This is a genomic window from Streptomyces sp. SD15 (assembly GCF_054462255.1).
Window position 1 is genome coordinate 1 of record NZ_JBTLMO010000071.1, and the last position, 24,196, is coordinate 24,196.

A 24,196-nucleotide genomic window follows, 5' to 3' on the forward strand; every position below is an offset into this window, starting at 1 on the left:
AGACAGCTCCCACCCCACCGGAGGTCTTCGCCACGTTCAAGACCCGACCAGTGTCAACAACGCTCGTGATCAATACAGCTAGGGCCTGTCCGGCGGATCAGGTCGGAGGGAAGCAGCGGCGCCTTGTCAGCGCAGGTGAGCGGGGTCTGGTGCGTCGCGCTGCAAGGCGGAGGAGGGCGTCGACGCGATGGGGGTCCCCCTGCTCGAGCGAAGCCGAGAACTTGGGGGAGTCGGCAACCGACGACAACGCCGCAGATCGGCGTACCAGACCCCGCGTCTCCGGCATGATCCGCCGGACAGGCCCTAACAAAGTCAAGCCCTGTCACGTCGCGCAGCACACTGGCCACTGCAGATCAGCCGACGTCCGGCCCGTCGGCATCATCTCCGGGACCAATGCCGGATCAGCGGGCTCCATGCCTGGCCAGCGGGTTGGGCAGCGGCACATACCGCGCGTCCGCGCCGTCCGCGCCCGTCCAGCGCAGCAGGAGGTTCGTCTTGCCGGGGACGGTGGGTGAGGTGAGCAGGTCGGCGATCTCGGGAAGGCCGTGCTCCGTGTCGTAACGCGTCAACTCCCGTCGTACGGCGGGCCACGGGTCCATGCCCGGATGGCGCTCGGTGAGCAGCGCGGCGAGTTCGATGAGGTGGTTGACGATCAGGCAGTACACCAGCCGTTCCCAGCCGGCCGCCCGGGTCACCTGAGGCAGCAGCTTCACGCCTTCCGCATCCCGGAAGAGTGCCTGTACGGGCATCCCGTCGGCGTCGATCGCCACCAGCGCGTTCTGCAGGTGCGCCTCGATGACGACGCCGTGCCGCGCGAAGGCCTCCAGGACGGGCGGCACGACCTGGCGCAGATACGCCGTCCACCAGGCGGACGGGTCGGTGAGACCGTTCAGCGGGCTGCCGTCGAAACCCTCCTCCACGAGGGCCGCCGCGAGAAGCGGCGTCGCGCCGGGGACGACGTGCTCGCGCAGTCCGTCGCGGACGAGGACCGCGAGTTCCTCGAAGGCGAAGTCGGCGGTGCGGTAGCCGCGGTCGCTCAGCCAGGCCGCGGAGCCCGGCATGGCCCCGAAGGCCGACGCGGTCGCCGCGTCCGTACGGCGGAGTTTCAGCAGGTCGTGGCGCCACAGCCGACGGATGTCGTTGGTGATGCGCACGTCGAGGCTGAACTTGACGAAGAGGTCGTCCTCGGGGGCGTACAGCGTACGGATGGCGGCCGTCGGCCAGAGGGAGCCGGCGGTGCGGCCCAGGCGGATCAGCCGGCCGTCCGCGAAGGCGTCCCGGATCTCGGGGCGGGCGCCGACCAGATCGAGCTGCCAGGGGTGGGCCGGGAGCAGCCGGTAGCCGGGCGGGGCTTGCCCGAAGGTGTCGAGCGCTGTCGTGTCGCCCTCCTCGACGACCGTGTCCTCGCGCACGCCGAGCAGCTCCAGCGGGAAGCAGGCGTACGCCTCGGGCGCGTACGGCAGCCAGCCGGTGACCGGACCGCCGCCGCGGGCCTTGGGCGCGGGGTGGTGCGGGTGCCCGGTGATCAGGGACTGCTCGGAGCGCAGATACGAGTCGGCGGGTGGCGTGGCGCGGGCGCGCGCGGCGAGCAGCGCGGCCACCGCGTCGCGGCTGTCGATGATCTCGGTGGGCAGCTCGGAGTTGGACAGGCCGGTGTGGCGGCGCAGTTCCTCGGCTGTGAGTTTGACCAACTCGGGGTGGGTGAGCCGGTGCCAGCCGCCGCCGGCGTACACCTCGGGCCGCGCGGGCCGCCGCTCACCGCGCACTCTCAACAGCCGTCCACCGGCGCGGAGCCGGTGCACACCCGGGTCCCCGGTCGGCTCGCCCACCTCCCGCAGCAGACAATTGAGCAGCGGCGCGGCGGCACAGGCGTCGGCGGCCTCTTCTATGTCGTCCCTGGCGAGCGGGGGGAGCACGGGGGGCATGGAGTCCACACGATCCATTCGTTCCATACGGTGCACTGGTGATCAGTATGTCTGCCGGCGCGGGCTACCGCGACGCAGTCGCAGCCGCATCCGCAGCCGCAGTCCCCGTACCCAAGGAGCCCGACCGTGCACCATCCCCCCACGCCCGAGGCCGAGGCGGCTCTCGCCGACGAGCTGAGCGCCGTACGCCCGGAGTTGTCGGCTCCGTACGCGGCCGGGCTGCCCGGCGCCCGGGCGGCCGTGCTGACCCGCCTGTGGCGTGCGCTGGCCCATGAGCCGATGCCCTGGATCGCGCGCCGCGAGACGGGGAACGACGGTCTCACGCTCCATCTGACCGACGGGCGCCGGCTGCACGGCCCGCACGCGGACCCGTACGCCACCGCCGCGTATGTCACCGAAGTACGCCTGGACGGCCGGACGTACGACCATCCGGCTCGGCTCATCAGGGCGCTGGCCGTCCCCCAAGCCGCGGCCTTCGCCGCCGAACTCGAGCACAGTGTCGCCTCGTTGGCCCTCTCGCGTGCCGATCAGCCCGTCGCCGACCGCGATCCCGGGACGAGCTGGGAGTGGGAGCAGCGGGTGGTCGACGGGCATCCGTACCACCCCAACTGCCGTTCCCGGCCCGGGTTCTCGGTGGCCGAGCAGCTCGCGTACGGGCCGGAGCACCGGCCGGTCGTGGAGCTGGGTCTCGTCGCCGTGGACGACTGCCTCGTGCGGGGCGAGTGGCCGAAGTGGCTGCGGGACGAGGACCGGGTGCTGATCCCGGTCCATCCGTGGCAGGCCGCGCACGTCCTGGATCTGCCTCGCCAAGAGGGCCTGGGTGCCCATCCGTTGATGTCGCTGCGCACCCTCGCCCTCCCGGACGGCCCGCACGTCAAGACCGCCCTGAGCGCCCGGTTGACCTCCTCCGTGCGGGACATCTCGGTCTACTCGATCGAGACGTCGGCGACGGTCTCGGCGTTCGCGGAGGACATGGCCGCCCGGACCGACGGGCTGCTGCACGTCACCCGCACCCTGGGCGCCGTCTCGGCCCACTCCCCCGACCTGGCGGCGGTGTTGCGCGAGTCCCCGGACGCGTACGGGCACGGGGGCGAGCGCGTCGTCCCGGTGGCCGCCCTCGCGACCACCGAAGTCCCCCTATCACCCTCCTGGCTCGCGGACTTCACCCGCCTCGCCCTCACCGTCTGTCTGCGGCTGCTCGACCTGGGGGTGGCCCTGGAGGCGCACGGCCAGAATCTCCTCGTCGTGCTGTCGCCCACGGGCGCTCCGGTCCGGCTCGTCTACCGCGACCTCGCCGACATCCGCGTCAGCCCGGCGCGCCTGGCCCGCCACGGCATCCCGGCCCCGGCGCTGGCCGGGCGGATCGTCACGGACGACGAGACCACCCTGCGCCGCAAGCTGTTCGGCTCTCTGATCGGCGGCACGCTGGGGGCGACCGCGGGCTCGTCGGCCGTCCTGCGCGAGGCCCTGGAGAGTGTCGTACGGGATCTGCCACGCACCCCGGACCTGCCGACGCTTCTCGACGGGCCGCTCCCGACGAAGGCGTTGACCTTGATGCGGCTGTCTCCGCAGACTCCCGGGGACATCTGGGCCGCGCTGCCCAACCCCTTCGTTGGCCGTCCGTTTTGAAGCCCGGCACCTTTGATCAATAGGATCCGGCGATGATCACAAGACAACGGCTGGCGGCAGGGGTCTGCGCCCTGCTCGCCACCCTGACGGCCGGGATGGCCTTCCCGGCCGGAGCGGTCGCCGACGAAACGGCGGAGCAGGCCGCTCCCAAGGTCAACCTCGTGCTGGACGTCAGCGGTTCGATGCGGGCCACGGACATCGACGGCAAATCACGAATGGCCGCGGCGAAACAGGCGTTCAACGAGGTGCTCGACGCGACGCCCGAGGAGGTCCAGCTCGGGATACGCACGCTCGGCGCCGACTACGCCGGCGACAACCAGAAGACGGGGTGCAAGGACACCGCACAGCTGTACCCGGTCGGCCCGCTGGACCGGACCGAGGCGAAGACCGCCGTGGCGACGCTCGCCCCCACCGGCTGGACGCCGATCGGGCCCGCGCTGTTCAAGGCGGCCGACGACCTCGACGGCGGCAACGGGTCGAAGCGCATCGTCCTCATCAGTGACGGCGAGGACACCTGCGCCCCGCTCGACCCGTGCGAGGTGGCCCGGGAGATCGCGGCCAAGGGGATCGGCCTCACCATCGACACGCTCGGCCTGGTGCCGAGCACCAAGTTGCGCGAGCAGCTGAGCTGCATCGCCGAGGCCACCGGCGGGACATACACGTCGGTGGAGCACACGGACGAACTCACCGACAAGGTCAACCAGTTGGTGGACCGCGCGGCCGATCCGGTGGTGACGCCGGTCGCCGTCGACGGTGCCACCGCCTGCGCGAAGGCCCCGACGCTGGAGTCCGGGCTGTACACGGACCGGGAGGAGTTCGGGCAGCACCGCTTCTACCGCGTGGACGTCGAGCCGGGCCAGGAACTGCGCGCCTCGGTGAGCGTCGCGGCCGACCGCGAAGTCAACCCGGACTACGGGGTGTTGCTGCGCGCCGTCACCGTGCACGGACGCGAGATCGTCCGCGGTGAGGCGGCGGGCAACGGCCGCACCGATGTCCTCTCGACCGGCCTGCGCTACCCGAAGGCCGAGAGCGACGACGAGAGTGCCGCCGCCGAGGTCGTGTGCCTCGAGGTGTCCAACTCCTTCTCGGCGGCGGCGGGTGTGAAGACCACGCCGGGCATGCCGGTGGAGCTGACGGTCGACGTCGTGGACGGGGCCGACCAGGCGGGCGACGTTGCCTCGTTCGGGCTCGGGCGCGGCTGGTGGCTGCTCGGCGCCCTGGTGCTCACCGGCTTCCTCGCCGGTGTGCTGTGGGGCTGGATCTCGCGTTGGCGGGTCGCGGTCTGGAGGACCAACTGATGCGTAGCTCAAGTGTGTTCAGACGTGTGGTGAGCACCGCGGTGCTGCTGCTCGGGGTCGCCGCGGCACCCGCCGTGGCCGACTCCTCGCCCTCCGCGAGCCCGTCGGGCGACAGTGACGCGCCCACCGAGGCCGGTACGTCGTTCCGTACGGCCACCGAGATCGAGCAGGACCAGCGGGCGACCGCCGGCGGGTCCACGGGCGACTATCTCTACTGGTCGTTCCCCGCGGACGCCGGGCAGCGGCCCACCGTGAAGGCGACGGTGAAGCTGCCGGAGGCCTCGACGCGGGCCGCCGCCGAGACCTGGCAACTCGATGTGTACGACGGCCTGCGGCGCCGCCAGGCGTGCCAGTACGGGGCACAGACACGGACGGCGGCACAGGACGCGGCGTCCGTGGAGTTGTCCTGCACGCTGCGCACCGTGCGTGCCTGGTCGGAGACCTGGGCCAACGACCCGCTGCCGGGCACGTACTACATCCGGCTGACCGCCACCGGGCTCCAGGCCTCCGACCTGGGTCTGCCGTTCGACACCGAGATCGAGGTCGGCTCCAAGGACATCGGCGGTTCGGCGGCGGTGGACGGCTCGCTGGCGAAGCCGCTGGTTCCGGGGATCGCGACGTCCGCGGAGCAATCCGATTCCGACTCCGATTCCGGGACCGATTCCGGGACCGAGTCCGAGTCCGAGTCCGAGGAATCCACGTCGTCGACCGCCGTGCTGTCGTCGATCGAGCCCGACGACGGGTGGGCCTCCGGCTGGTGGTCCGACCGCTGGGTGTGGACCGCGATCGGCGGCGTCCTCGCGGCGCTCGCGGGCATCGGCGGGTACGCGCTGACCCGCGGCCCCGGGCGGCCTACGCGGGTGCCGCCGGGCGCGTAACCCGGCGCGTGTGACGCCCGAGGCCCGCCGTGTCCCCCTGCACGGCGGGCCTCGTCCCTCGACCGGGTATCCGCGTCACTCCCCCCGCAGCACCTTGGCGAGAGTGCCCTCCCCCGTGACCTCGATACGTCCGTCACGCACCGCGTCCCACACGGTCGAGGTGCCGCCACTCACCGCCGCGCACGTCTCGGTGTCGAGGCGCAGCCGGACATCCGGCTCCTCCTGTGCGGGTCCGTCTCCGTAGACGGGTCCCTCCTCGGCCCCCAGCCACACATGGAACTCCCCTTCGTCCAAGCGGACTTCGATCAGCCCCTCGGTCTCCCCCGCCAGCCCTCGCAGCAGCGGAAGCGCGAACCAGTGCGCCCGTACGGCATCCGTGACCCGCGGTTCCCCCAGCGCCGGCGCGCCCCACTCCCCCAGCGCCTGCAGGACGGGCAGCAACTCCCGCCCCCGGCGGGTGAGTTCGTAGACGTACACCGCACCGGGCGGCGGCAGTCGGCGCCGTGTCGTCAGCCCGTCGCGCTCCATGTCCTTGAGCCGGGACGCCAGGACGTCCGTGCTCACGCCGGGCAGGTCCGCGTGCAGATCGGTGTAGCGGCGCGGGCCGCCGAGCAGTTCGCGGACGATCAGGAGGGTCCAGCGGTCACCGACGACGTCGAGCGCCCGGGCAGCGGAACAGTACTGGTCGTAGCTTCGGCGAGGTGACATGCGACGCAGTCTAGCTATCTTGTTGGACTTTCCAAGCGCCCACTTGGTAAAACCAAGCAACACAACGAACCGGAGGGTGCGGCGCATGGAGTTCCGGCAGTCGAGCAAACTCAGCGAGGTCTGTTACGAGATCCGGGGCCCGGTGATCGAGCACGCCGACGCACTCGAGGCGGCGGGCCACAGCGTGCTGCGCCTCAACACCGGCAACCCCGCACTCTTCGGCTTCGAGGCGCCGGACGAGATCCTCCAGGACATGATCCGCATGCTGCCGCGGGCGCACGGCTACACCGACTCGCGCGGCATCCTCTCCGCCCGCCGCGCCGTCGCCCAGCGCTACCAGGACCGGGGCCTGGAGGTCGACGTCGACGACGTCTTCCTCGGCAACGGCGTATCGGAACTGGTCTCGATGGCGGTCCAGGCACTGATCGAGGACGGCGACGAAGTCCTCATCCCCGCCCCGGACTTCCCCCTCTGGACGGCCGTCACCACGCTCGCCGGCGGCAAGGCGGTGCACTACCTCTGCGACGAACAGTCCGACTGGTACCCGGACCTGGCCGACATGGCCGCGAAGATCACCGACCGGACGCGCGCCGTCGTCATCATCAACCCGAACAACCCCACCGGCGCCGTCTACCCGAAGGAGATCGTCGAGGGCATCCTCGACCTCGCCCGCCGCCACGGCCTGATGGTCTTCGCGGACGAGATCTACGACCAGATCCTGTACGACGACGCGGTCCACCACTCCGCCGCGGCCCTCGCCCCCGACCTGGTGGTCCTCACCTTCTGCGGCCTGTCGAAGACCTACCGGGTGGCGGGCTTCCGCTCGGGCTGGCTGGTGGTGACGGGCCCGAAGCAGCACGCGCGCAACTACCTGGAGGGCCTGACGATGCTCGCCTCCATGCGGCTGTGCGCCAACGCGCCCGCCCAGTACGCCATTCAGGCCGCGCTCGGCGGCCGCCAGTCCATCCACGAACTGACCGCGCCCGGCGGCCGCCTCCACGAACAGCGCAACCGCGCCTGGGAGAAGCTCAACGAGATCCCCGGCGTCTCCTGCGTCAAGCCGAAGGGCGCGCTGTACGCGTTCCCGCGCATCGACCCCGAGGTCCACAAGATCCACGACGACGAGAAGTTCGTCCTCGACCTCCTCCTGCGCGAGAAGATCCAGGTCGTCCAGGGCACCGGCTTCAACTGGCCCCGCCCCGACCACTTCCGCATCCTCACCCTCCCGCAGGTCGACCAGCTGGACACGGCGATCAGTCGGATCGGGCGGTTCCTGAGCGGCTATCGGCAGTAGCCGGCGCGAGTTCGCACCATACCGTCTTGGTGTACGGATCGCCGTACGTCGTCCCCCAGTGCCCGGCCAGGGCCTCGACCAGGAGCAGCCCCCGGACCGACTCCGCCTCGGGCGAGGCCGGTTGGAGTGAGCCCGGCCCGGGCGGGCGGCGGTCCGGTCGGGGATCCGTCACCTCGATCGCGTGGCATCGGCGTGCGCCGTGAGGCACAGCCGGAAGTCCCTGCCCTTCTCCCGGCCGTGCAGCGCCGCGTTCGTCGCACGGTGGGACAAACGAGGTCCAGCTCACGAGCCGACTGATCTCCAACCCCAAGGAAACGCAGGCCCTTGAGATCCGATATGGGATCATCCGGGCCCAGGCTCTCACGCCCCGGAAGTCGCCGGCCTTCATCGAGAAAGTTCTGGGAGAGGCATGACCATCGGCAGGTCCGAGCTGGAGTGGTTCAAGAGCAGCTACAGCACGAACGACGGCCCGGAGTGCGTCGAGGTCGCCGTTGCCCCCCGCACGATCCACATACGCGACTCGAAGAACAAACAGGGCCCCCACCTCACCTTCGCCCCCGACCACTGGACCGCCTTCGTGACACGCCTCCGCCGAGTTTGAGGTCCGGGCTCGTAGCCTGAGCGCCGTGCCGTTCAAGTCGGCGCGCACCTTCGGCGAGCAGAGGAACATCACGCATGGGCGACCTCCTTCTCGTGCGGCACGGCGAGACCGAGTGGTCCTTGGCCGGGCGGCACACCGGATCGACCGATATTCCGTTGACCGAGAACGGTCGTGAGCAGGCGCGGCGGCTGGCCCCGCTGATCGCCTCGCAGCGGATCGCGGCGGCGTTCGTCAGCCCGATGCAGCGCGCGCTGGAGACGGCGCGGCTGGCCGGGGCAGACGGGGCGCGGGTCGACGCGGACCTGTGCGAGTGGGACTACGGCGGGTACGAGGGGGTCACGACCGTGGAGATCCACCGGACGCGGCCCGACTGGTTCCTGTTCGACGACGGTGTCGCGCCCGGTCCGCCGGAGCATCCGGGAGAGAGCCCCGAGGAGGTCGGGGAACGAGCGGAACGGATGCTTGCCAAGATCGACGCGGCCCTGTGCGAGTCGGAAGGCAGTGTCGTCGTCTTCTCCCACGGCCACTTCCTGCGGGTGCTGACCGCCCGGCGACTGGGGCTGCCCGCCTCGCAGGGCGCGCTGTTCCAGCTCGCCACCGGAACGGTGAGCCGGCTGAGCACCGAGCACCGCCGCCATGTCGTGGCCGGATGGAATGTCAGACCCGCCTCGTAGTCTTCAAGGGACAGGTCAGAAGGCCGGACCATGGAGGAAGAGGTGCGCAGTGACACGACCGCCGACCGCCGCGCAGCGGCGTGTCATCGACGCCGCCGACCCCGCGACCGGGCGGCTGAAGGGCACGGAGGCCCAGCTCGCCGCGCTGGTGACGCGGGGGCTCGCCTTTCGGCATCCCCGGCCGCCGCACGACCATTTCCTGACCCCCGCCGGGCATCGCATACGTGAGGCTCCCGAGCCCGAACCGGTCACGGAGACGTCCGTGACCGCCGGCTCGGGGGTGTTCGCCGCGCGGATCGGCGGCGAAGAGGCGGCCGACGGCGGCCCCTCCCGGATACGTGAGGTGCACAGCGCCTGGCAGGGACTGCTGGAGATGCGCCGGATGACCAACCCTGGCGGCGCCATGGACCGTCCGTGCGGGTGGGAACGTACGCATCTGGTGCAGGCCGCCGCGCTCGCCCTGGAGGCCGCGGGCCACCCACCCGCGGACGCGTCCGCCGGGAGTGCAGGTTATCGGGTGCGCGCGACACCTCAGCCGGAGGCCGTCGCCGTGCGCGAGCCGGACCCCGGGGCGTTGCGCGCCTGCGCGGCCACGCTGGAGAAGGCGGGCTGGCAGGTCGGCGAGCACACGGAGCCGCGCACGGGGGCCCGGTATGTGCTGGCTTCGCCCCGGCGCGCGTGAGGGGCGAAATAGCTTGCGGTAGAAGGGAGTTGGACTGGATTGGATCAGACCTGACCGTCATTGAAGGGGAAGTCGTGGCAGAGCAGTTTTCCGTCGCAGTGACCGTCCGCGGGTACGAGACCGATGTACTGGGACACCTCAACCAGAGCGTCTATCTGCAGTACGCGGAGCACGCCCGCTGGTCGCTGCTGCAGGCGGCCGGGGTCAGCCAGACGGAGCTGATAGGCAAGGGCGTGGGCCCGGTGGTCCTGGAGACGAGCATCCGCTATCTGCGGGAGCTGCGCGCGGGCGACGAGGTCGAGGTGACGTGTGGCTTCGCCTGGGGGGAGGGGAAGACCTTCCGGGTCGAGCAGACGATACGCACGACGGACGGCACGGTTTCCGCCGAACTCACGAGCGTGGGAGGGCTGCTGGACCTCAAGCGACGCAGGCTGGTCGCGGACCCGCGCGAGTACTTCCGGTCGCTGGCCACCGACCCGCTGATGTTCGGCCTCTGACCGGTCTGGCCGTGTCCTGAAGGCCGCCGCGCCGGCGTCACGGGCGCGCGTCCTCCGGGCACCCCGGCAGTGTCACCGTCACCGTCAGGCCTCCGTCCTCGCGCGGGCGGGCGGCGGCCTCTCCGCCGTGGGCGCGGGCGATGGAACGGACGATCGACAGGCCTAGGGGGTGAGCACGCGGTCGGCGCTACGCGTCCAGCAACTCCGGCCGGTGCTGGACGTCGTAGGCCGCTCGCGACTCGGCGATCGTGACGCGGTGCCGCTCCGCCCAGTCCGTCAGGGACAGCAGCGTCTCGTGCAACTCGCGGGCAACCGGGGTGAGTTCGTACTCCACCTTCGGCGGCACGGTCGGATGGACGGTGCGCGTGACGAGTCCGTCGCGCTCCAGATTGCGCAGGGTGAGGGACAGCATGCGGCGACTGATGCCCTCCACGCTGCGCTCCAGCTCGGTGAACCGGATCGGGCCGTGGGCGGCGGCCACGATGATCAGCACGCTCCATTTCCCGGCGACCCTGTCAAGAACTTCGCGGACCGGGCACGCCTGCGCGAGCACTGCCTGCGCGGTAACACCGGTGTTCCTCTGGGACATCGAAGTGCCTCCTTATGCCGAACTCCATGGTCACCCACGATGTACCCCGTTACAAGCCGTGCACCTATGGAGAACGCCGAGGTCATCGCCATGCATTTCCGAACCGCGTCACCGGCGCCACGAACATACTCCCGCTGGGCGTCCCTGGTCGTGCTGTGCGCGGGCACGCTGATGACGATCCTGGACGGGAACATCGTCACGGTCGCGATGCCCGCGATCCAGAGCGACCTCGGCTTCTCGGGTCCTGGCCTCGCCTGGGTCGTGAACGCGTATCTGATTCCGTTCGGCGGGCTGCTCCTGCTGGTGGGACGGCTCGGGGACCTGGTGGGCCGCAAGCGGATGTTCGTCGCCGGGCTCGCCGTGTTCACCGCGGCGTCCGTGCTGTGCGGGGTCGCCACCAGCCAGGGCATGCTGGTCGCGGCCCGCGCGCTGCAGGGCGTCGGCGGGGCGATGACCTCGGCAGTCGTCCTCGGCATGCTGGTCGCGCTCTTCCCCGAGCCCCGCGAACAGGCCCGCGCCATCGCGGTGTTCAGCGCCGTCGGCGCGGCGGGCGGGGCGCTCGGCACCTTCCTCGGCGGGGCGCTGACGCAGGCGATCGGCTGGCACTGGATCTTCCTGATCAACCTGCCGATCGGGGTGGTGGCGTTGGTCGCCGCGCTGCGTATCCTCGCCGCTGACAAGGGAGTCGGCCTCGGCAAGGGCGCCGACTACCCCGGGGCGGCGCTGGTCACGAGCGCGCTGATGCTGACCGTGTACGCGATCGTCGGCGCCGGCGACCGCGCGCTGGGCGTCACGCTCACGCTCGCCGCCGTGTCGCTCGCCCTCTTCACCGGCTTCACCGTGCGGCAGGCGTGGGCCGCACGCCCCCTGCTGCGACTGCGGCTCTTCCGCTCCCGCGCCCTGACGGGTGCGAACGGCGTCCAGATCCTGATGATCGCGGGGATGTACGGCTTCCAGTTCATCGGCGCGCTCTACCTCCAACGCGTGCTGGGCTACAGCGAGTTGCTCACCGGCACGGCGTTCCTGCCCGCGCCGATCGCGATCGGGGTGCTGATGCTGAGCCTGTCGGCGCGAACGATCGCCCGCTTCGGCCCGTACCGGGTGCTGCTCGCCGGGCTCGTCCTCATCACCGCGGGCATGGCGCTGTTGAGCCGGGCCCCGGCCGACGGCACGTACGTCGCCGACGTCCTGCCTCCGCTGCTCCTCCTGGCCGCCGGTTTCGCGGCCGCGATGCCCGCAGTCACAGGGCTCGCCATGTCGGGCGCCCGCGAGGAGGACGCGGGACTGGCCTCCGGGCTCTTCAACACCACGCAGGTGGTGGGTGGTTCACTGGGCCTGGCGGTCCTCACGACGCTGGCGGCAAGCCGCACGGAGCGGCTGCTCGGCGAGGGCGAGCGACTGGTCGCGGCGACGGCGGACGGCTATCGGCTGGCGTTCACCGTGGGCATGGGGATCACCGCGACCGCGCTGGTGCTGGCTGCGGTGCTGCTGCGGCCGGGACGCGTCTTTGCCGCGGAGGAAGAGAGCACCCCGGCCGCGGAGGAGACACCCGAGGCCGGCCGTCAGTCCCGCGCGAACGCCTCCTTGTGATCGCGCGCCCACTGGGCATACGTACGCGGCTCACGGCCCAGTACCTGCCGCACGTCCTCGGTCAGCACGGCGTTCCCGCCCTTGCGGACGTACGCCGTGCCGGCCAGGACTCCTTCGGCGTAGATCTCGGACATGCCGGCCTCGATGAACTGCTCGCGGAGCGCGTCCGGGGGTACGTCGACGGTGGTGACCGGGCGGCCGAGGACCCCGGCGAGGGTGGCGGCCTGGTCGGAAGTGGTGAGGAGCTCGGGTCCGGTCAGGGTGTACGTGCGGCCCGTGTGCCCCGGCGCGAGCAACGCCTCGGCCGCGAGCTCGGAGACGTCACGCGGATCGATGACACCCTGCGTACCTGTCCCGGTCATATTGGGCACCGGGTTGCCGGAGTGGATCGCCTCCGCCCAGCTCAGCGTGTTGGAGGCGAACGACGAGGGGCGCAGGACAGTCCACTCCAACTCGCTTTTCCGGATTGCCTGTTCGCCGCCGAAGTGCCAGTTGCTGACGGGGCCCAGGGCAGGGTCACCCGTGCCGATGGCGGAGAGCTTCACGACCCGGCGTACGCCCGCCGCCCGCGCCGCCGCGACCAGTGCCGCGTCCGCGTCCACGTCGCCGGGGCCGAGGACACCCACGGCGAAGAGGGCGGACACCCCGGGCATGGCGGCCTGGAGCGAGGCGGGCTCATGGTAGTCGCCGCGCACCACCTCGACCCCGGCCGGCACCCGCGCGCGGGCGGGGTCCCGGGTCAGCGCGCGGGCCTTCTCGCCGCGCGCCGCGAGCTGCCGCAGAAGTTCACTGCCGATGGTGCCCGTGGCACCGGTCACTAGGATCATGTCCCTCACGGTGCCGAGCCGGTGCGGTCGGCCGCTAGGAAATTCCGGCACGGTTCCGGGGCCCGGCCGACGCCTCGGCGCGATTACGGTGGAGGAGTGACCACCACCGATGAGACGACGAAGCCCGGCGCGAGCGGTCTCACCGAGAGGCACCTGTCGCTGCCCGGGGTGCTGCGTCCCTGGTTCGTAGACGCCGCCTTCACGTCCGTCGACGGCGAGCTGCGCGAACCGTTCACCCATGTCCCGGACGCGGCAACGAAGATGGTGGTGCGGGTCGAGGAGAGCGGCCGCCGCGATGTGCTGGTCGTCGGGCCGCGCACCCGCGCCTCCTACCACGCGAGCAAGCGGCTGGCCTCCTGTGTGCAGCTGCGCCTCGAACCTGGCGCGGCCCGCCCGTTGCTCGGCGTACCGGCGGTCGATCTCGTCGGCCGGGTCGCACCGCTCGGCGACTTCCCCGGCACCCATGCTCACCAACTGGCCGAGGAACTTCTACCGTTGGAGCCCGAGCGGGTGGTCCCCCACCTGACGGAGACCCTGCCCGAACGGCTCGCCCCGGCCGACCCAGCACGTACGGGACTGCTGCGGGCGGCGGTCGAGGCGATGTCGACGGACGCGGGCCATCTACCCGTGGGCGTACGGGAGTTGGCTGGTCACCTCGCCGTCAGCGAACGCCAGCTGCGCAACCTCTTCGCGGACGGTGTCGGCGTCTCCCCCAAGCACTACGCCCGCATCGCCCGCGTACGCCACATCCTCACGCACGCGCGCAGCGCGCCGGACACCCCCTGGGCCCAACTGGCCACCGCCACCGGCTACTACGACCAGTCGCACATGACCGCCGACTTCCGCACCCTGATGGGCGTCCCGCCCACGTCGTTCTTCACCGGCCGCCTTCCCGAGGCCCGGCCCTGCCAGGCCTACCGTCGCGCCTGAAATCCAGGTGAGGCGCGTCTCGGCCGACTGCCATGCTCCGGCATCATGGCCACCCGCAGAATCAAGCCCAGCCTCTACATCTCCGTGGACATCGAAGCGGACGGTCCGATCCCGGGCCCGTACTCGATGCTGAGCTTCGGCGCGGCCGTGGCCGGACGCCAGGACGCCGACGGTTTCACTCCGACCGACCCGGAGGAGCGGACCTTTTACCGTGAACTCCGGCCGATCAGCGAGGCGTTCGTGCCTGAAGCGCTCGCCATGAGCGGACTCGACCGCGCACGCCTGGCGCGCGAGGGAGCCGAACCGGGCGTGGCACTCGCTGAGTTCAGCGAGTGGGTGCGCCAAGTCGCGGTCGGCGCACAGCCCGTGATGTGCGGCTACCCGGCGATGTACGACTGGACGTTCCTGTACTGGTATTTGATCCGCTTCACCGGGGCGAGCCCCTTCGGGCACTCCGGCTGCCTCGACATGAAGACGCTCTACGCGACGAAGGCCGCCCTCCCGCTGCGTGCGGTTGCCAAGGGCACCATGCCGCGCGAGCTGCTGTCCCGCCGCAGGCACACGCACCACGCCCTCGACGACGCGGTCGAGCAGGCGGAGCTGCTGGCGAACCTCATGGCGTGGCAAGGCTCCGCGTCGGCACACCTACCTGAATGAAGTAGTGGCCCCCCTCCCTGACGGGTATACGTCAATCACGTTCTCTGGTAGGAAACTTTCCTAATAGAACCCGTGAACGACACACTCCCCCATCGGAGGTACCGTGCACACCCCCCACATACGCACGTCACGCCGCACACTGCTCGCCCTGATAGGAGCTTCCCTGGTGGCAGGTCCGGTCATCGCGACCCAGTCCGCGACCGCCGCGCCGGCGGGTCTGGACGACCCGGCGAAGAAGGAGATCGCCATGAAGCTGGTGTCCAGCGCGGAGAACTCCTCGCTGGACTGGAAGGCGCAGTACGGGTACATCGAGGACATCGGCGACGGGCGCGGCTACACCGCCGGGATCATCGGCTTCTGCTCGGGCACCGGCGACATGCTCGACCTCGTCGAGCTGTACGCGCAGCGCGAGCCCGGCAACGTACTCGCCAAATACCTGCCCGCTCTGCGCACCGTGGACGGCAGCGACTCGCACGAGGGCCTGGACCCCGGCTTCCCGGGCGACTGGAGCAGGGCCGCCCAGGACTCGGCGTTCCAGCAGGCCCAGAACGACGAGCGCGACCGCGTGTACTTCAACCCCGCCGTCCGGCAGGGCAAGGCCGACGGCATAGGCGTCCTCGGCCAGTTCACGTACTACGACGCCATCGTGATGCACGGCGACGGCGGCGACAGCACCAGCTTCGGCAACATCCGCAGGCGGGCCCTGGCCAGGGCCCAGCCGCCTGCCTGGGGCGGCGACGAGGTGACGTATCTGAACGCGTTCCTCGACGCGCGCGTCTGGGCGATGAAGCAGGAGGCGGCGCACGAGGACACCAGCCGGGTCGACACCGCGCAGCGGGTCTTCCTGCGAAACCGGAACCTGAACCTTGACACGCCGCTGGACTGGCAGGTGTACGGGGACAGTTACCACATCGGCTGACCGGGCCGACGGTACGGCGGAGGGCGCGACACCCCTGGGTGCCGCGCCCTCCGTGTGCCCGAGTCGTCAGTGGGCCGGGAGCGCCTTCAGGTCCTCGCCCGCCTCCATGGGGTGGGTCACGTCGTCCGCGTCCTGCCCCTTGCCGAGGTGGTTGAAGACGAGGTTGAGGACCACGGCCGCCACACACCCCGTCGAGATCCCCGAGTCCAGGACGATCTTCGCCGTCTCCGGGAAGGCGTGGTAGAACTCCGGCGCGGTGATCGGGATGATGCCGACGGCCAGCGATACGGCGACGATCAGGACGTTGTTGTCCTTGTCCAGGCCCGCTCGTACGAGGGTCTGGATGCCGCTGGCCGCGACCGAGCCGAAGAGGACGACGCCCGCGCCGCCGAGAACGGGGCGTGGTACGACAGCGATCAGCGACGCGGCCATGGGGCACAGGCCCATCAGCACCAGGAAACCGCCGCCGGTGGCGACGACGTACCGGCTGCGGATCCTTGTCATCGCGACCAGGCCGATGTTCTGCGCGAAGGCGCTGCACATGAAACCGTTGAAGAGCGGGCTGATCGCCGAGCCGAGGGTGTCGGCGCGCAGGCCCGCCGCGATGGTCTTCTCGTCGGCGGGGCGCTCGACGATCTCGCCCAACGCCAGCATGTCCGCGGTCGATTCGGTCATCGAGACCACCATCACCACGCACATCGAGACGATCGCCGCGACCTGGAACTGCGGGGCGCCGAAGTGGAACGGGTCCGGGAAGCCGATGACGTCCGCGTCCGTCACGGGGCCGAAGTCCGTGACACCGAACGGGATCGCGACGAGTGTGCCGATGACGAGGCCGAGCAGAACGGCGATCTGCTTGACGAAGCCGCGGGTGAAGCGGCGCAGGAGCAGCACGATGACGAGGGTGGCGGCGGCCAGGCCCAGGTAGGTCGTCGAACCGTAGTCGTCCGCCGCGGGGTTGGGCCCCTGCGCCCAGCCGAAGGCGACCGGCAGCAGCGAGATGCCGATGAGTGTGATGACGGTGCCGGTGACGACGGGCGGGAAGAAGCGGACCGCCTTGCTGAAGAAGGGGGCGGCTATGAAGCCGAGGACGCCCGCGACGATGACCGCGCCGAAGATGACCGGCAGCGCGTCGCTCTTGTCCTCGGCGGAGGCGACGACCGCGGTCATCGGGGCGACGCCCGCGAAGGTGACGCCGTTGACGAACGGAAGCCTGGCGCCGATCTTCCAGATGCCGATCGTCTGCAGGAAGGTGGCGAGGCCGGCCGTGAACAGGCAGGCGCCGGTGAGGAAGGTCAGCTCGGTGGCGGTCAGACCGACGGCGGCGCCGACGATCAGAGGTGGGGCGACGACTCCGGCGTACATGGCGGCGACGTGCTGGAGGCCGCTGGTCGCCATTTTCAGGGGCGGGAGCTTCTCGTCAACTGGGTGCTTGGGCTGGCCAGTTGGTTGTGCATCGGTGCTGGGCTCGGGCTGCTGGGCGGCCACGGCGGCTCCTCCGGTTGGTTACGCGTCGGCGTTGACGCGGGGTTCAGGGAGGTGATGCGCGGTCATGGGGGTCCCCCCGCGCGAGCGAAGCCGAGCGTGGGGGAGGGACCGGGACGGAAACCGTTCAGAGGGAACGGAGACCGTTCCGGGGCGCGCACGTCCATGCACGCCCCGGATACGGCCGCCATGGACCCCACTCGGGTCCACGGCTACCGGCCGAGGGCCGTCCCCCTCGGCCGGAGATCTTCAACTGTTCAGGCCTGCGCGGCGATCCGCGCCAGGCGCTGTGCCTGTTCCCGCGTGGAGCGGGCGATCGCGTCCTCGTCGACGTGCAGCAGGCGGCTGTCCTCGACGACCGGCGTGCCATTGACGAGGGAGAGCGTGACCGGGGCCGCGGCGCCGAAGACCAGGGCGGTCACCGGGTCGGCGATCGAGGCGTGGGCGAGGGTGTCCAGCTTCCACAGCACGAGGTCGGCGAGCTTGCCCGGCTCCAGGGAGCCGATCTCTGCTGCCCTGCCCAGGACTAGGGCCCCGCCGTAGGTGCCGAGGCGCAGCGCCTGACGGGCGTTCAGGGCGGCTTCCCGGTGCGCGCCCAGGCGGTTGATGAGGAGGGCGTTGCGCAGTTCGGTGTGGAGTTCGCCGGACTCGTTCGACGCGGTGCCGTCGACGCCGAGGCCGACCGGGACGCCGGCCGCGAGCATGTCGGGGACGCGTGCGATGCCGGCGGCCAGACGGGCGTTGGAGGACGGGCAGTGGGCCACACCCGTCTTCGTACGGGCGAAGGCGGCGATGTCGGAGTCGTTCATGTGGACGCAGTGCGCCATCCAGACGTCCTCGCCGAGCCAGCCCGTCGACTCGAAGTACTCGGTCGGGCCCATCCCGAACAGCTCCTTGCAGAACTGCTCCTCCTCGACGGTCTCCGAGCCGTGCGTGTGCAGCCGTACGCCCTTGCGGCGGGCCAACTCGGCTCCCTGTCGCATCAGTTCGGTGGACACGGAGAACGGCGAGCAGGGCGCGACGGCGATCTGCGTCATGGCGCCGAAGGACGCGTCGTGGTGGGCGTCGACGGTCGCCTCGGTGGCGGCGAGGGCGCCTTCGAGGGTCTCGACGGCGAAGTCCGGCGGCAGCCCGCCGTCCTTCTCGCTGCGGTCCATGGAGCCACGGGCGAGGGTGAAGCGGACGCCCGTCTCGCGGGCCGCGCGGATGATGGCGCCGGACAGGTCGCCGGAGCCCTTCGGGAAGACGTAGTGGTGGTCCATGGCGGTGGTGACACCGCCGCGCGCCATCATGGCGAGGGACCCCTGCGCGGCGGAATACGCCATCTCTTCGTCGATGCGCGCCCAGGTCGGGTAGAGCGCGACGAGCCAGTTGAAGAGGTTGTGGTCGGTGGCGAGGCCGCGGGTGATCCACTGATAGAAGTGGTGGTGCGTGTTGACCAGGCCGGGGGTGGCCAGGTGCCCGGTGCCGTCGATGCGGCGTACGACGTTCTCCAGGCCCTCCGGAGCCCTGCCCGCGCCGACGGACTCGATGCGGTTGCCCGCGACGACGACATGGCCCGAGGTGTACTCGGTGTCGCCCGCGTCGACCGTCGCGATCGCACAGTTCTCGATGACGATCCGCCGGGTGACTGTGGCGTCTGCCGCTGCTGCCATGGTGCTTCTCCTTCTTCGTTCGGTGGGGTGGGCACGGCAGGACCCTAGGAGGTTTGAGTGCCGCGGCTGTCGACGCCACGGGTGCCGCAGGAGGGGATACCTGGAGGTTTCAGAGGTTGGTGAGGTCCACCGGGATGTGCGGCTCGCAGCCGTCGCGCAGGACGGTGGCCTCGATCAGACCGTAGGGACGGTCGGCCGCGAAGTAGACCTCATTGTCGTTCTCGAGCCCGAACGGCTTGAGGTCGACCAGGAAGTGATGCTTGTTCGGGAGGGAGAAACGGACCTCGTCGATCTCGCCGCGGTGCTCGATGATGCGCGAACCCATTTGGTAGAGGGTCTGCTGCAACGACAGGGAGTACGTCTCCGCGAAGGCCTGCAGCATGTGCTTCCTGACCTGGTCGTAGGATTTCTCCCAGTCGGGCATCCGCTGCTCGTCGCCGCTCCAGTTGAAGCGCCAGCGGGCGGAGACCTGGGTGGCCAGGATGCGGTCGTACGCCTCGGGGAGCGTCGTGTACTTGTCCTTGACGTAGCCCCAGAACTCCGAGTTGGTCGAGTTCATCACGGTCAGGTCCTTGAGGCCGGAGACGACCTCCCACGACTCACCGTCGTACGTGATCTGCGTCAGCCGGGTTTCCTGGCCCTTCCGTACGAACGAGTGCTTGACGTCGTCCGCGTCGGAGGTCTCGATGCGCTCCCAGGCGTACTCCTCGATGCGGATACGGGCCTGGTGGATCGAGTCCTGACTCGTGACGAAGTGGCGGGCCAGGTGGATGCCGAACTGCTCGGCGGACTCGATGCCGTGCTCTTTGGCGAACGCGTACACCGTGTTCTTGGTGGTGTCGGTCGGCAGCACGTTCGCGTTCGAGCCGGAGTAGTGGACCTCGTCCATGTCGCCGCTCAGCGACACCGAGACGTTCAGGTCCTTGATGTGGTGGGTGGCACCGTCCCGCGTGATCTTGACGACGCGGTTCTCGGCCTTGCCGTACTGGTTCTGTCCCAGAAACGTCGGCATGTCTGCTAGCTCCCTCGGTAAACGGAGTAGCCGAACGGGTTGAGCAGCAGCGGCACGTGGTAGTGCTCGCCCGGCGTGACGGCGAAGGTGATCGCCACCTCCGGGAAGAACACTCCGCTCGCACCGCTGTCCCGATTCGCGGGGGCGTCCTGCTGCGCATCGGCTTGCTTGTTCTCGGACTTCTCGAAATACGCCTCGACCGCGAAGTCGAGCCGTACGTGTGTGGTCCCCTCCGGCAGGGCCGGGAGGTCCTTGCACCGCCCGTCCGCATCGGTCGCGGAGCCGCCGAGCGGCTGCCAGTCCCCGTCATGCCCCGCGCGGGCCGCGAGCCGGACGGCGACGCCCTCGGCGGGGCGTCCGACGCTGGTGTCCAGGATGTGCGTGGACACGGACGCTGTGGTGTCGGTGCTCATGCCTCATCTTCCTGCTGTACGAGTTCCTGCTGTACGAGAGGCGCCAGACGGATACGGTTGATCTTGCCCAGTTCGGAGCGGACGATCTCTCGCTCCCGCTCGGGCGAGTTGCCGATCCGGTCCTTGACCGCGTCGCGCATCTGCTCGCCGGTCCGGCCGGTGGCGCAGATCAGGAAGACGTGGCCGAACTTCTCCTGGTAGGCCAGGTTCAGTTCGAGCATCTCCGCCTTGAGGTCCGCGGAGGCGCCGGCCATGCCGCGCTGCTCCCGGGAGGAGGTCGGGTCCCCGGGCTTCGGCCTGCCGATCGGCGGGTGCCCGGCCATCGCCTCCGCCAGGTCGGCGGTGGTCAGCTCGGCCATGACGGCGTCGCTCGCGGCAAAGAAGGCCTCGGGGGTGGCGTACGGGCGCCGGGTGAGCAACCCGCGCACCCACGCCGAGGAGGCACACACCTCGTGGAGGGCGGCGTAGGCCGCCTGCTCCTCCAGGGCGTTGAACCGGGCGAGACTGCCGGGTGGCGTACTCGAAGTCACGGGAAGCCTCCGTGGCCTTGTGCTGGACGGGCTGCGGCTAGCTAACGCCCTCGGAAACATCACGTCAACACTTTGTTGAAAACTTCGAGTAACAAAAACCGCCGCCCGGGGAGTCCGGACGGCGGCGGGTCACGCGGGCACGACGGCGCGGCGCGAGAGAGCACCCCTCCTGGCGTTTTCGCTGCTCAGGAATCCTTTTCACGGTTCAGGTAGTTGTAGACGGTGAAGCGGCTCACGCCCAGCGCGCTCGCCACCGTCTCCACCCCGTGCCGCACGGAGAAGGCGCCGCGAGCCTCGAGTATCCGCACGACCTCCTGCTTGGCCTTGCGGTCGAGGTCGGCCAGCGGCTTGCCCCGCTTGCGCTCCAGGGCGGCCAGGATGTGATCGAGCGAGTCGGCCAGCTGCGGCAGCCGTACGGCGACCACGTCCGCGCCCTCCCAGGAGAGCACGACGTCGTCGGGTCCGGCCTGGTCCGGCGCCACCATCTCGCCGCCCATGGCGTCCACCAGCGGCTTGACCGCCGTAATGAAGGGATCGTCCCCGACACCGGTCACTTATCACCCTCCCCGACCACGTTCACCTGCAACGAGACCCGGGTGGCGCCCGCCTCCAGAGCCTTGCGCAGCAGCGCGTCGACCGCGGTGAGCACCACGTCCGCACCGCCCTCCGCGGTATTGCCGAACGGGCCGACGTCCACGGCGTCCAGTTCGGCCGCCTCGATGACCTCGCGGGCGACCAGCGCGTGCGGGGGCGCCTCGTCGAGGTCGAAGGGTTCGGTCGTGAACTCCACTCTCAATCGCATTGCGCTCCCACATCAAACTCACGACGGACGCAGCTCGGGCCGCCACAAGGCGACCCTAAACCGCCGCGGTCGCGCACGGGCCGCGGATGCCTCCGCCGGAAATGGTTGCAGCGACTCGAAGTGACATCCATCACGCCGACTTCCCGTATCAACGGGGTCCGGTAGTACTTGGAGCTTGGGCGATATAGACAGACTTGCCGTCCGGAAACAGACATACAGCGCACATGATCCAAAGGCATGCGCTCCACCCGGTTCCTTCACTCCGCTCGCCGGGCATGTGGGGCCTTCTGACGGAGCGCCAGGCCTTGCCGCGTTCCAGTGAGCCGGGTCGGCACACCCGTGCGCCCGATTCAAGGCCGCTCTAGGCCTACGAGGCCGGGTAGTAGTGGCGCTCATTGCCCCTCACTCACTCAGGTTTTAACAATGACGGCCCCAGCAGGCGTCACCGCAGCTCAGGCACACCGCCCGTGCCGAGCAGACCCCACCGGAGGCGCCCCCGCAACGGCCGAGAGAGGTCCGCATGAGCAAGCACCGCAGGAAGACCCGCCATCGGCAGATAACCATCGCCGCCGTCGCACTGGGCGCGCTGGCAGTACCGTCCGCCGCCATGGCCTGTCTGAACGATCAGGGCACCGAGGCAACCGAGCCCACTGCGGCCACCGCGGCCGCCACGGCCGCCACGGCCACCGAGTCCTACGGTCAGTGGAAGACCTGGAAGAACGCGTCCTCGAAGGAGCGGTGGAAGCACCGCGAGCGGACCTCCCAGTCCCCGACGCCAGCTTCGCCGACCGCCACCGCGCCCGCCACGACCGAAGCCGCCGCACCCGCTTCAACCGAAGCCGCCGCACCCGCCTCGACCGAAGCCGCCGCACCCGCCTCGACGGAAGCGCCGGCGCCCGCCTCGACGGAAGCCGCTGCACCCGCCTCGACGGAAGCCGCATCCCCGAGCGCCTCCGAGGCGGCGGCCCCGGCCTCCGACGCAGTGGCTCAGGTCGTGAGCCTGGTCAACAGCGAGCGCAGCAAGGCCGGCTGCTCCCCGGTGACCCTGAACGCGAAGCTCTCGAAGGCCGCCCAGGATCACAGCGCGGACATGGCGAGCCACAGCAACATGTCGCACACGGGTTCCGACGGTTCGGATCCGGCCCAGCGGATCACGGCCGCCGGCTACACCTGGAGCACCTACGGCGAGAACGTCGCGTACGGATACTCCAGCCCCGAGGAGGTCATGGCGGGCTGGATGTCCAGCCCCGGCCACAAGGAAAATATCCTGAACTGCGATTTCAAGGAGATCGGCGTCGGCCTCGCGCAGCCCAACGACTACTGGACGCAGGACTTCGGCACCGCCCGCTGACCGCTCGCGTCGGCTCCCGTACCCGTCGCGGCGTTCCTGACCCCGCCGCACGCCACGCCCACCCGACCATGGACGAGGACGACACCCTCCACCACGACAACTGATCCACCCGACCGCGCCACCGCGCACCCGTGAGCCGTACCCATCCGCAGTTCGGATGGGTACGGCTTTTCGCGTGCCGCCAGGGTCGGCAGGGTCGGCCGCGGGCGGCGGCGATTTCCGGCAGCCCCCTCTTGACAAGCCCCAACACACGGCGGCAATCTTCCATTAAGCAGAAATGAACTTCCACAATGTGGAAACATGCGGAAATCCGGGACGCAGTCGCCGGTCCGGCGGCACCAGCACAGAAGGGAGCGCCCGCCCCGATGGGATTTGCAGACCAGCGCTTCAACGTCAACCTGTCGATCCTCTTCACGGAACTCCCACTTCTGGAGCGCCCCGCGGCCGCCGCCGCGGCGGGTTTCACCGCGGTCGAGCTGTGGTGGCCCTGGGTCGACTCCCCCACCCCCGAGCGGCCCGAGCTCGACGCCCTGAAGCGGGCGATCGAGGACGCGGGCGTCCAGCTCACGGGCCTGAACTTCTACGCCGGACAACTGCCCGGCCCGGACCGGGGCGCGCTGTCGATCCCGGGGGCGGAGTCGGAGAGGTTCCGCGCCAACATCGACGTGGCGGCGGACTTCGCCGGGGCGCTCGGCTGCAAGGCCCTCAACGCCCTGTACGGCAACCGCGTCGACGGCGTGGACCCGGCCGAGCAGGACGCGCTCGCGCTGGAGAACCTGGTCCTCGCGGCCCGGGCCGCCGACCGGATCGGCGCGGTGCTCCTGATCGAGACCCTCAACAAGCCGGAGTCCCCGCGCTACCCGCTGGTGACCGCCCCGGCGGGCATCGCCGTCGTCGACAAGGTCAACGAGGCGACCGGTCTCGGCAACGCCAAGTTCCTCATGGACCTGTACCACCTGTCCATGAATGGCGAGGACCTGTCCTCGATCATCGAGCGGTACACCGCCAGGACCGGCCACGTACAGATCGCCGACAACCCCGGCCGCGGCGCCCCGGGCACCGGCACCCTCCCGCTGGAGAACCTCCTCGACCAGCTCGCGAAGGCCGGTTACGAGGGCTGGGTCGGCCTGGAGTACAAGCCGGGCGACCGCCCGAGCGCCGAGTCCTTCGACTGGCTCCCCCACGAGACCCACGAGGCACGCGCGGCACGCGGCAACCCCCAGACGTAGCACAGCAGTCAGAGAGGCACC

General features: G+C 70.3%; 25 protein-coding genes and 3 pseudogenes. 15 read left to right on the forward strand and 13 right to left on the reverse strand.

The window, feature by feature from the left end; translation table 11 throughout:
• Nucleotides 1–401 precede the first annotated feature (401 nt).
• On the reverse strand, nt 402–1,925 hold the full coding sequence (locus ACX28W_RS39370; RefSeq protein WP_459004941.1) for an IucA/IucC family protein: 1,524 nt from the start codon (nt 1,923–1,925) through the stop codon (nt 402–404).
• A gap of 126 nt (nt 1,926–2,051) precedes the next feature.
• On the opposite strand from ACX28W_RS39370, the gene ACX28W_RS39375 reads away from it, so the two are divergent.
• Genes ACX28W_RS39375 through ACX28W_RS39385 form a run of 3 tightly spaced genes read left to right on the forward strand, consistent with a single transcriptional unit; the run spans nt 2,052 to nt 5,730 of the window.
• Complete coding sequence (locus tag ACX28W_RS39375) at nt 2,052–3,554, forward strand: IucA/IucC family protein (protein ID WP_459004942.1); 1,503 nt, start codon at nt 2,052–2,054, stop codon at nt 3,552–3,554.
• A 32-nt stretch (nt 3,555–3,586) separates the two neighbouring features.
• On the forward strand, nt 3,587–4,852 hold the full coding sequence (locus ACX28W_RS39380) for a VWA domain-containing protein (RefSeq protein ID WP_459004943.1): 1,266 nt from the start codon (nt 3,587–3,589) through the stop codon (nt 4,850–4,852).
• Nucleotides 4,852–5,730: a hypothetical protein gene (locus ACX28W_RS39385; protein ID WP_459004944.1), complete on the forward strand. Its 879-nt coding sequence runs from the start codon at nt 4,852–4,854 to the stop codon at nt 5,728–5,730. The genes ACX28W_RS39380 and ACX28W_RS39385 overlap by 1 nt, the downstream gene beginning before the upstream one ends.
• A 75-nt stretch (nt 5,731–5,805) precedes the next feature.
• On the opposite strand, the gene ACX28W_RS39390 is transcribed toward ACX28W_RS39385, so the two are convergent.
• Nucleotides 5,806–6,438, reverse strand: coding sequence for a winged helix-turn-helix transcriptional regulator (locus ACX28W_RS39390; RefSeq protein WP_459004945.1), 633 nt, complete (start codon nt 6,436–6,438; stop codon nt 5,806–5,808).
• Nucleotides 6,439–6,523: 85 nt separating this feature from the next.
• On the opposite strand from ACX28W_RS39390, the gene ACX28W_RS39395 reads away from it, so the two are divergent.
• Nucleotides 6,524–7,732 carry a pyridoxal phosphate-dependent aminotransferase gene (locus ACX28W_RS39395; RefSeq protein WP_459004946.1) on the forward strand — a complete coding sequence of 403 codons (1,209 nt, stop codon included), beginning with the start codon at nt 6,524–6,526 and terminating at the stop codon, nt 7,730–7,732.
• Here the strand turns inward: ACX28W_RS39395 and ACX28W_RS39400 are convergent.
• Nucleotides 7,692–7,990, reverse strand: a pseudogene (locus tag ACX28W_RS39400) (ATP-binding protein); the annotation flags it as partial. The gene ACX28W_RS39395 and the pseudogene ACX28W_RS39400 overlap by 41 nt on opposite strands.
• Before the next feature lie 5 nt (nt 7,991–7,995).
• On the opposite strand from ACX28W_RS39400, the pseudogene ACX28W_RS39405 reads away from it, so the two are divergent.
• From ACX28W_RS39405 to ACX28W_RS39425, 5 genes and pseudogenes are all read left to right on the forward strand, one after another.
• Nucleotides 7,996–8,145, forward strand: a pseudogene (locus ACX28W_RS39405) (transcriptional regulator); the annotation flags it as partial.
• Entirely contained in the window at nt 8,142–8,333 is a 192-nt protein-coding gene (locus ACX28W_RS39410) for a DUF397 domain-containing protein (RefSeq protein ID WP_459004947.1), read from the forward strand. The pseudogene ACX28W_RS39405 and the gene ACX28W_RS39410, both read left to right, overlap by 4 nt.
• 74 nt (nt 8,334–8,407) lie before the next feature.
• A complete protein-coding gene (locus ACX28W_RS39415; RefSeq protein ID WP_459004948.1) occupies nt 8,408–9,007 on the forward strand; it encodes a histidine phosphatase family protein in 600 nt (199 codons plus the stop codon).
• 49 nt (nt 9,008–9,056) lie between these two features.
• Entirely contained in the window at nt 9,057–9,689 is a 633-nt protein-coding gene (locus ACX28W_RS39420) for a hypothetical protein (protein WP_459004949.1), read from the forward strand.
• 74 nt (nt 9,690–9,763) lie between these two features.
• Nucleotides 9,764–10,186: an acyl-CoA thioesterase gene (locus tag ACX28W_RS39425; RefSeq protein ID WP_459004950.1), complete on the forward strand. Its 423-nt coding sequence runs from the start codon at nt 9,764–9,766 to the stop codon at nt 10,184–10,186.
• 37 nt (nt 10,187–10,223) lie between these two features.
• Here ACX28W_RS39425 and ACX28W_RS39430 read toward each other — a convergent pair.
• Nucleotides 10,224–10,352 (reverse strand): annotated as a pseudogene (locus ACX28W_RS39430) (hypothetical protein); the annotation flags it as partial.
• Nucleotides 10,353–10,373: 21 nt separating this feature from the next.
• Nucleotides 10,374–10,775: a winged helix-turn-helix transcriptional regulator gene (locus ACX28W_RS39435; protein WP_266473687.1), complete on the reverse strand. Its 402-nt coding sequence runs from the start codon at nt 10,773–10,775 to the stop codon at nt 10,374–10,376.
• A 90-nt stretch (nt 10,776–10,865) separates the two neighbouring features.
• On the opposite strand from ACX28W_RS39435, the gene ACX28W_RS39440 reads away from it, so the two are divergent.
• Nucleotides 10,866–12,365 (forward strand): MFS transporter, encoded by a 1,500-nt coding sequence (locus tag ACX28W_RS39440; RefSeq protein WP_459004951.1) that lies wholly within the window; start codon nt 10,866–10,868, stop codon nt 12,363–12,365.
• Here the strand turns inward: ACX28W_RS39440 and ACX28W_RS39445 are convergent.
• Nucleotides 12,338–13,192 (reverse strand): NAD(P)H-binding protein, encoded by an 855-nt coding sequence (locus ACX28W_RS39445; protein ID WP_459004952.1) that lies wholly within the window; start codon nt 13,190–13,192, stop codon nt 12,338–12,340. The genes ACX28W_RS39440 and ACX28W_RS39445 overlap by 28 nt on opposite strands.
• Nucleotides 13,193–13,288: 96 nt before the next feature.
• Between ACX28W_RS39445 and ACX28W_RS39450 the strand changes: the two genes are divergently transcribed.
• The 3 genes from ACX28W_RS39450 (at nt 13,289) to ACX28W_RS39460 (ending at nt 15,698) form a co-directional block, all read left to right on the forward strand.
• Nucleotides 13,289–14,122, forward strand: coding sequence for a helix-turn-helix domain-containing protein (locus ACX28W_RS39450; RefSeq protein ID WP_459004953.1), 834 nt, complete (start codon nt 13,289–13,291; stop codon nt 14,120–14,122).
• Nucleotides 14,123–14,167: 45 nt separating this feature from the next.
• On the forward strand, nt 14,168–14,779 hold the full coding sequence (locus tag ACX28W_RS39455) for an exonuclease (RefSeq protein ID WP_459004954.1): 612 nt from the start codon (nt 14,168–14,170) through the stop codon (nt 14,777–14,779).
• A gap of 103 nt (nt 14,780–14,882) precedes the next feature.
• Nucleotides 14,883–15,698 carry a chitosanase gene (locus tag ACX28W_RS39460; RefSeq protein WP_459004955.1) on the forward strand — a complete coding sequence of 272 codons (816 nt, stop codon included), beginning with the start codon at nt 14,883–14,885 and terminating at the stop codon, nt 15,696–15,698.
• Nucleotides 15,699–15,764: 66 nt separating this feature from the next.
• Here ACX28W_RS39460 and ACX28W_RS39465 read toward each other — a convergent pair whose 3' ends face one another.
• The 7 genes from ACX28W_RS39465 to ACX28W_RS39495 form a co-directional block, all read right to left on the reverse strand.
• Nucleotides 15,765–17,096, reverse strand: a complete 1,332-nt coding sequence (locus ACX28W_RS39465) for a nucleobase:cation symporter-2 family protein (RefSeq protein WP_459004968.1) — start codon at nt 17,094–17,096, stop codon at nt 15,765–15,767.
• Between the two features lie 344 nt (nt 17,097–17,440).
• A complete protein-coding gene (locus ACX28W_RS39470; RefSeq protein ID WP_459004956.1) occupies nt 17,441–18,838 on the reverse strand; it encodes an 8-oxoguanine deaminase in 1,398 nt (465 codons plus the stop codon).
• 109 nt (nt 18,839–18,947) lie between these two features.
• On the reverse strand, nt 18,948–19,850 hold the full coding sequence (gene pucL, locus ACX28W_RS39475; RefSeq protein ID WP_459004957.1) for a factor-independent urate hydroxylase: 903 nt from the start codon (nt 19,848–19,850) through the stop codon (nt 18,948–18,950).
• A 5-nt stretch (nt 19,851–19,855) separates the two neighbouring features.
• Nucleotides 19,856–20,263: a hydroxyisourate hydrolase gene (uraH, locus tag ACX28W_RS39480; RefSeq protein WP_459004958.1), complete on the reverse strand. Its 408-nt coding sequence runs from the start codon at nt 20,261–20,263 to the stop codon at nt 19,856–19,858.
• On the reverse strand, nt 20,260–20,853 hold the full coding sequence (uraD, locus tag ACX28W_RS39485) for a 2-oxo-4-hydroxy-4-carboxy-5-ureidoimidazoline decarboxylase (protein ID WP_459004969.1): 594 nt from the start codon (nt 20,851–20,853) through the stop codon (nt 20,260–20,262). The genes uraH and uraD overlap by 4 nt, the downstream gene beginning before the upstream one ends.
• 125 nt (nt 20,854–20,978) lie before the next feature.
• Nucleotides 20,979–21,347, reverse strand: coding sequence for a helix-turn-helix domain-containing protein (locus ACX28W_RS39490; protein WP_459004959.1), 369 nt, complete (start codon nt 21,345–21,347; stop codon nt 20,979–20,981).
• Nucleotides 21,344–21,595, reverse strand: a complete 252-nt coding sequence (locus ACX28W_RS39495; protein WP_362088414.1) for a YkoF family thiamine-binding protein — start codon at nt 21,593–21,595, stop codon at nt 21,344–21,346. The genes ACX28W_RS39490 and ACX28W_RS39495 overlap by 4 nt, the downstream gene beginning before the upstream one ends.
• Nucleotides 21,596–22,115: 520 nt before the next feature.
• Here ACX28W_RS39495 and ACX28W_RS39500 point away from each other — a divergent pair.
• On the forward strand, nt 22,116–22,946 hold the full coding sequence (locus ACX28W_RS39500; protein ID WP_459004960.1) for a CAP domain-containing protein: 831 nt from the start codon (nt 22,116–22,118) through the stop codon (nt 22,944–22,946).
• A gap of 365 nt (nt 22,947–23,311) precedes the next feature.
• Complete coding sequence (locus ACX28W_RS39505; protein WP_459004961.1) at nt 23,312–24,175, forward strand: TIM barrel protein; 864 nt, start codon at nt 23,312–23,314, stop codon at nt 24,173–24,175.
• The last annotated feature ends 21 nt before the right edge of the window (nt 24,176–24,196 follow it).

Coding starts and splice junctions, on each gene's coding strand:
- ACX28W_RS39440 (WP_459004951.1), top strand. CDS start 10,866: ATGCATTTCCGAACCGCGTCACCGGCGCCACGAACATACTCCCGCTGG.
- ACX28W_RS39410 (WP_459004947.1), top strand. CDS start 8,142: ATGACCATCGGCAGGTCCGAGCTGGAGTGGTTCAAGAGCAGCTACAGC.
- ACX28W_RS39395 (WP_459004946.1), top strand. CDS start 6,524: ATGGAGTTCCGGCAGTCGAGCAAACTCAGCGAGGTCTGTTACGAGATC.
- ACX28W_RS39415 (WP_459004948.1), top strand. CDS start 8,408: ATGGGCGACCTCCTTCTCGTGCGGCACGGCGAGACCGAGTGGTCCTTG.
- uraH (WP_459004958.1), bottom strand. CDS start 20,263: ATGAGCACCGACACCACAGCGTCCGTGTCCACGCACATCCTGGACACC.
- ACX28W_RS39465 (WP_459004968.1), bottom strand. CDS start 17,096: ATGGCGACCAGCGGCCTCCAGCACGTCGCCGCCATGTACGCCGGAGTC.
- pucL (WP_459004957.1), bottom strand. CDS start 19,850: ATGCCGACGTTTCTGGGACAGAACCAGTACGGCAAGGCCGAGAACCGC.
- ACX28W_RS39455 (WP_459004954.1), top strand. CDS start 14,168: ATGGCCACCCGCAGAATCAAGCCCAGCCTCTACATCTCCGTGGACATC.
- ACX28W_RS39495 (WP_362088414.1), bottom strand. CDS start 21,595: ATGCGATTGAGAGTGGAGTTCACGACCGAACCCTTCGACCTCGACGAG.
- ACX28W_RS39435 (WP_266473687.1), bottom strand. CDS start 10,775: ATGTCCCAGAGGAACACCGGTGTTACCGCGCAGGCAGTGCTCGCGCAG.
- ACX28W_RS39385 (WP_459004944.1), top strand. CDS start 4,852: ATGCGTAGCTCAAGTGTGTTCAGACGTGTGGTGAGCACCGCGGTGCTG.
- ACX28W_RS39470 (WP_459004956.1), bottom strand. CDS start 18,838: ATGGCAGCAGCGGCAGACGCCACAGTCACCCGGCGGATCGTCATCGAG.
- ACX28W_RS39370 (WP_459004941.1), bottom strand. CDS start 1,925: ATGCCCCCCGTGCTCCCCCCGCTCGCCAGGGACGACATAGAAGAGGCC.
- ACX28W_RS39445 (WP_459004952.1), bottom strand. CDS start 13,192: ATGATCCTAGTGACCGGTGCCACGGGCACCATCGGCAGTGAACTTCTG.
- ACX28W_RS39500 (WP_459004960.1), top strand. CDS start 22,116: ATGAGCAAGCACCGCAGGAAGACCCGCCATCGGCAGATAACCATCGCC.
- ACX28W_RS39505 (WP_459004961.1), top strand. CDS start 23,312: ATGGGATTTGCAGACCAGCGCTTCAACGTCAACCTGTCGATCCTCTTC.
- ACX28W_RS39380 (WP_459004943.1), top strand. CDS start 3,587: ATGATCACAAGACAACGGCTGGCGGCAGGGGTCTGCGCCCTGCTCGCC.
- ACX28W_RS39390 (WP_459004945.1), bottom strand. CDS start 6,438: ATGTCACCTCGCCGAAGCTACGACCAGTACTGTTCCGCTGCCCGGGCG.
- uraD (WP_459004969.1), bottom strand. CDS start 20,853: ATGTTTCCGAGGGCGTTAGCTAGCCGCAGCCCGTCCAGCACAAGGCCA.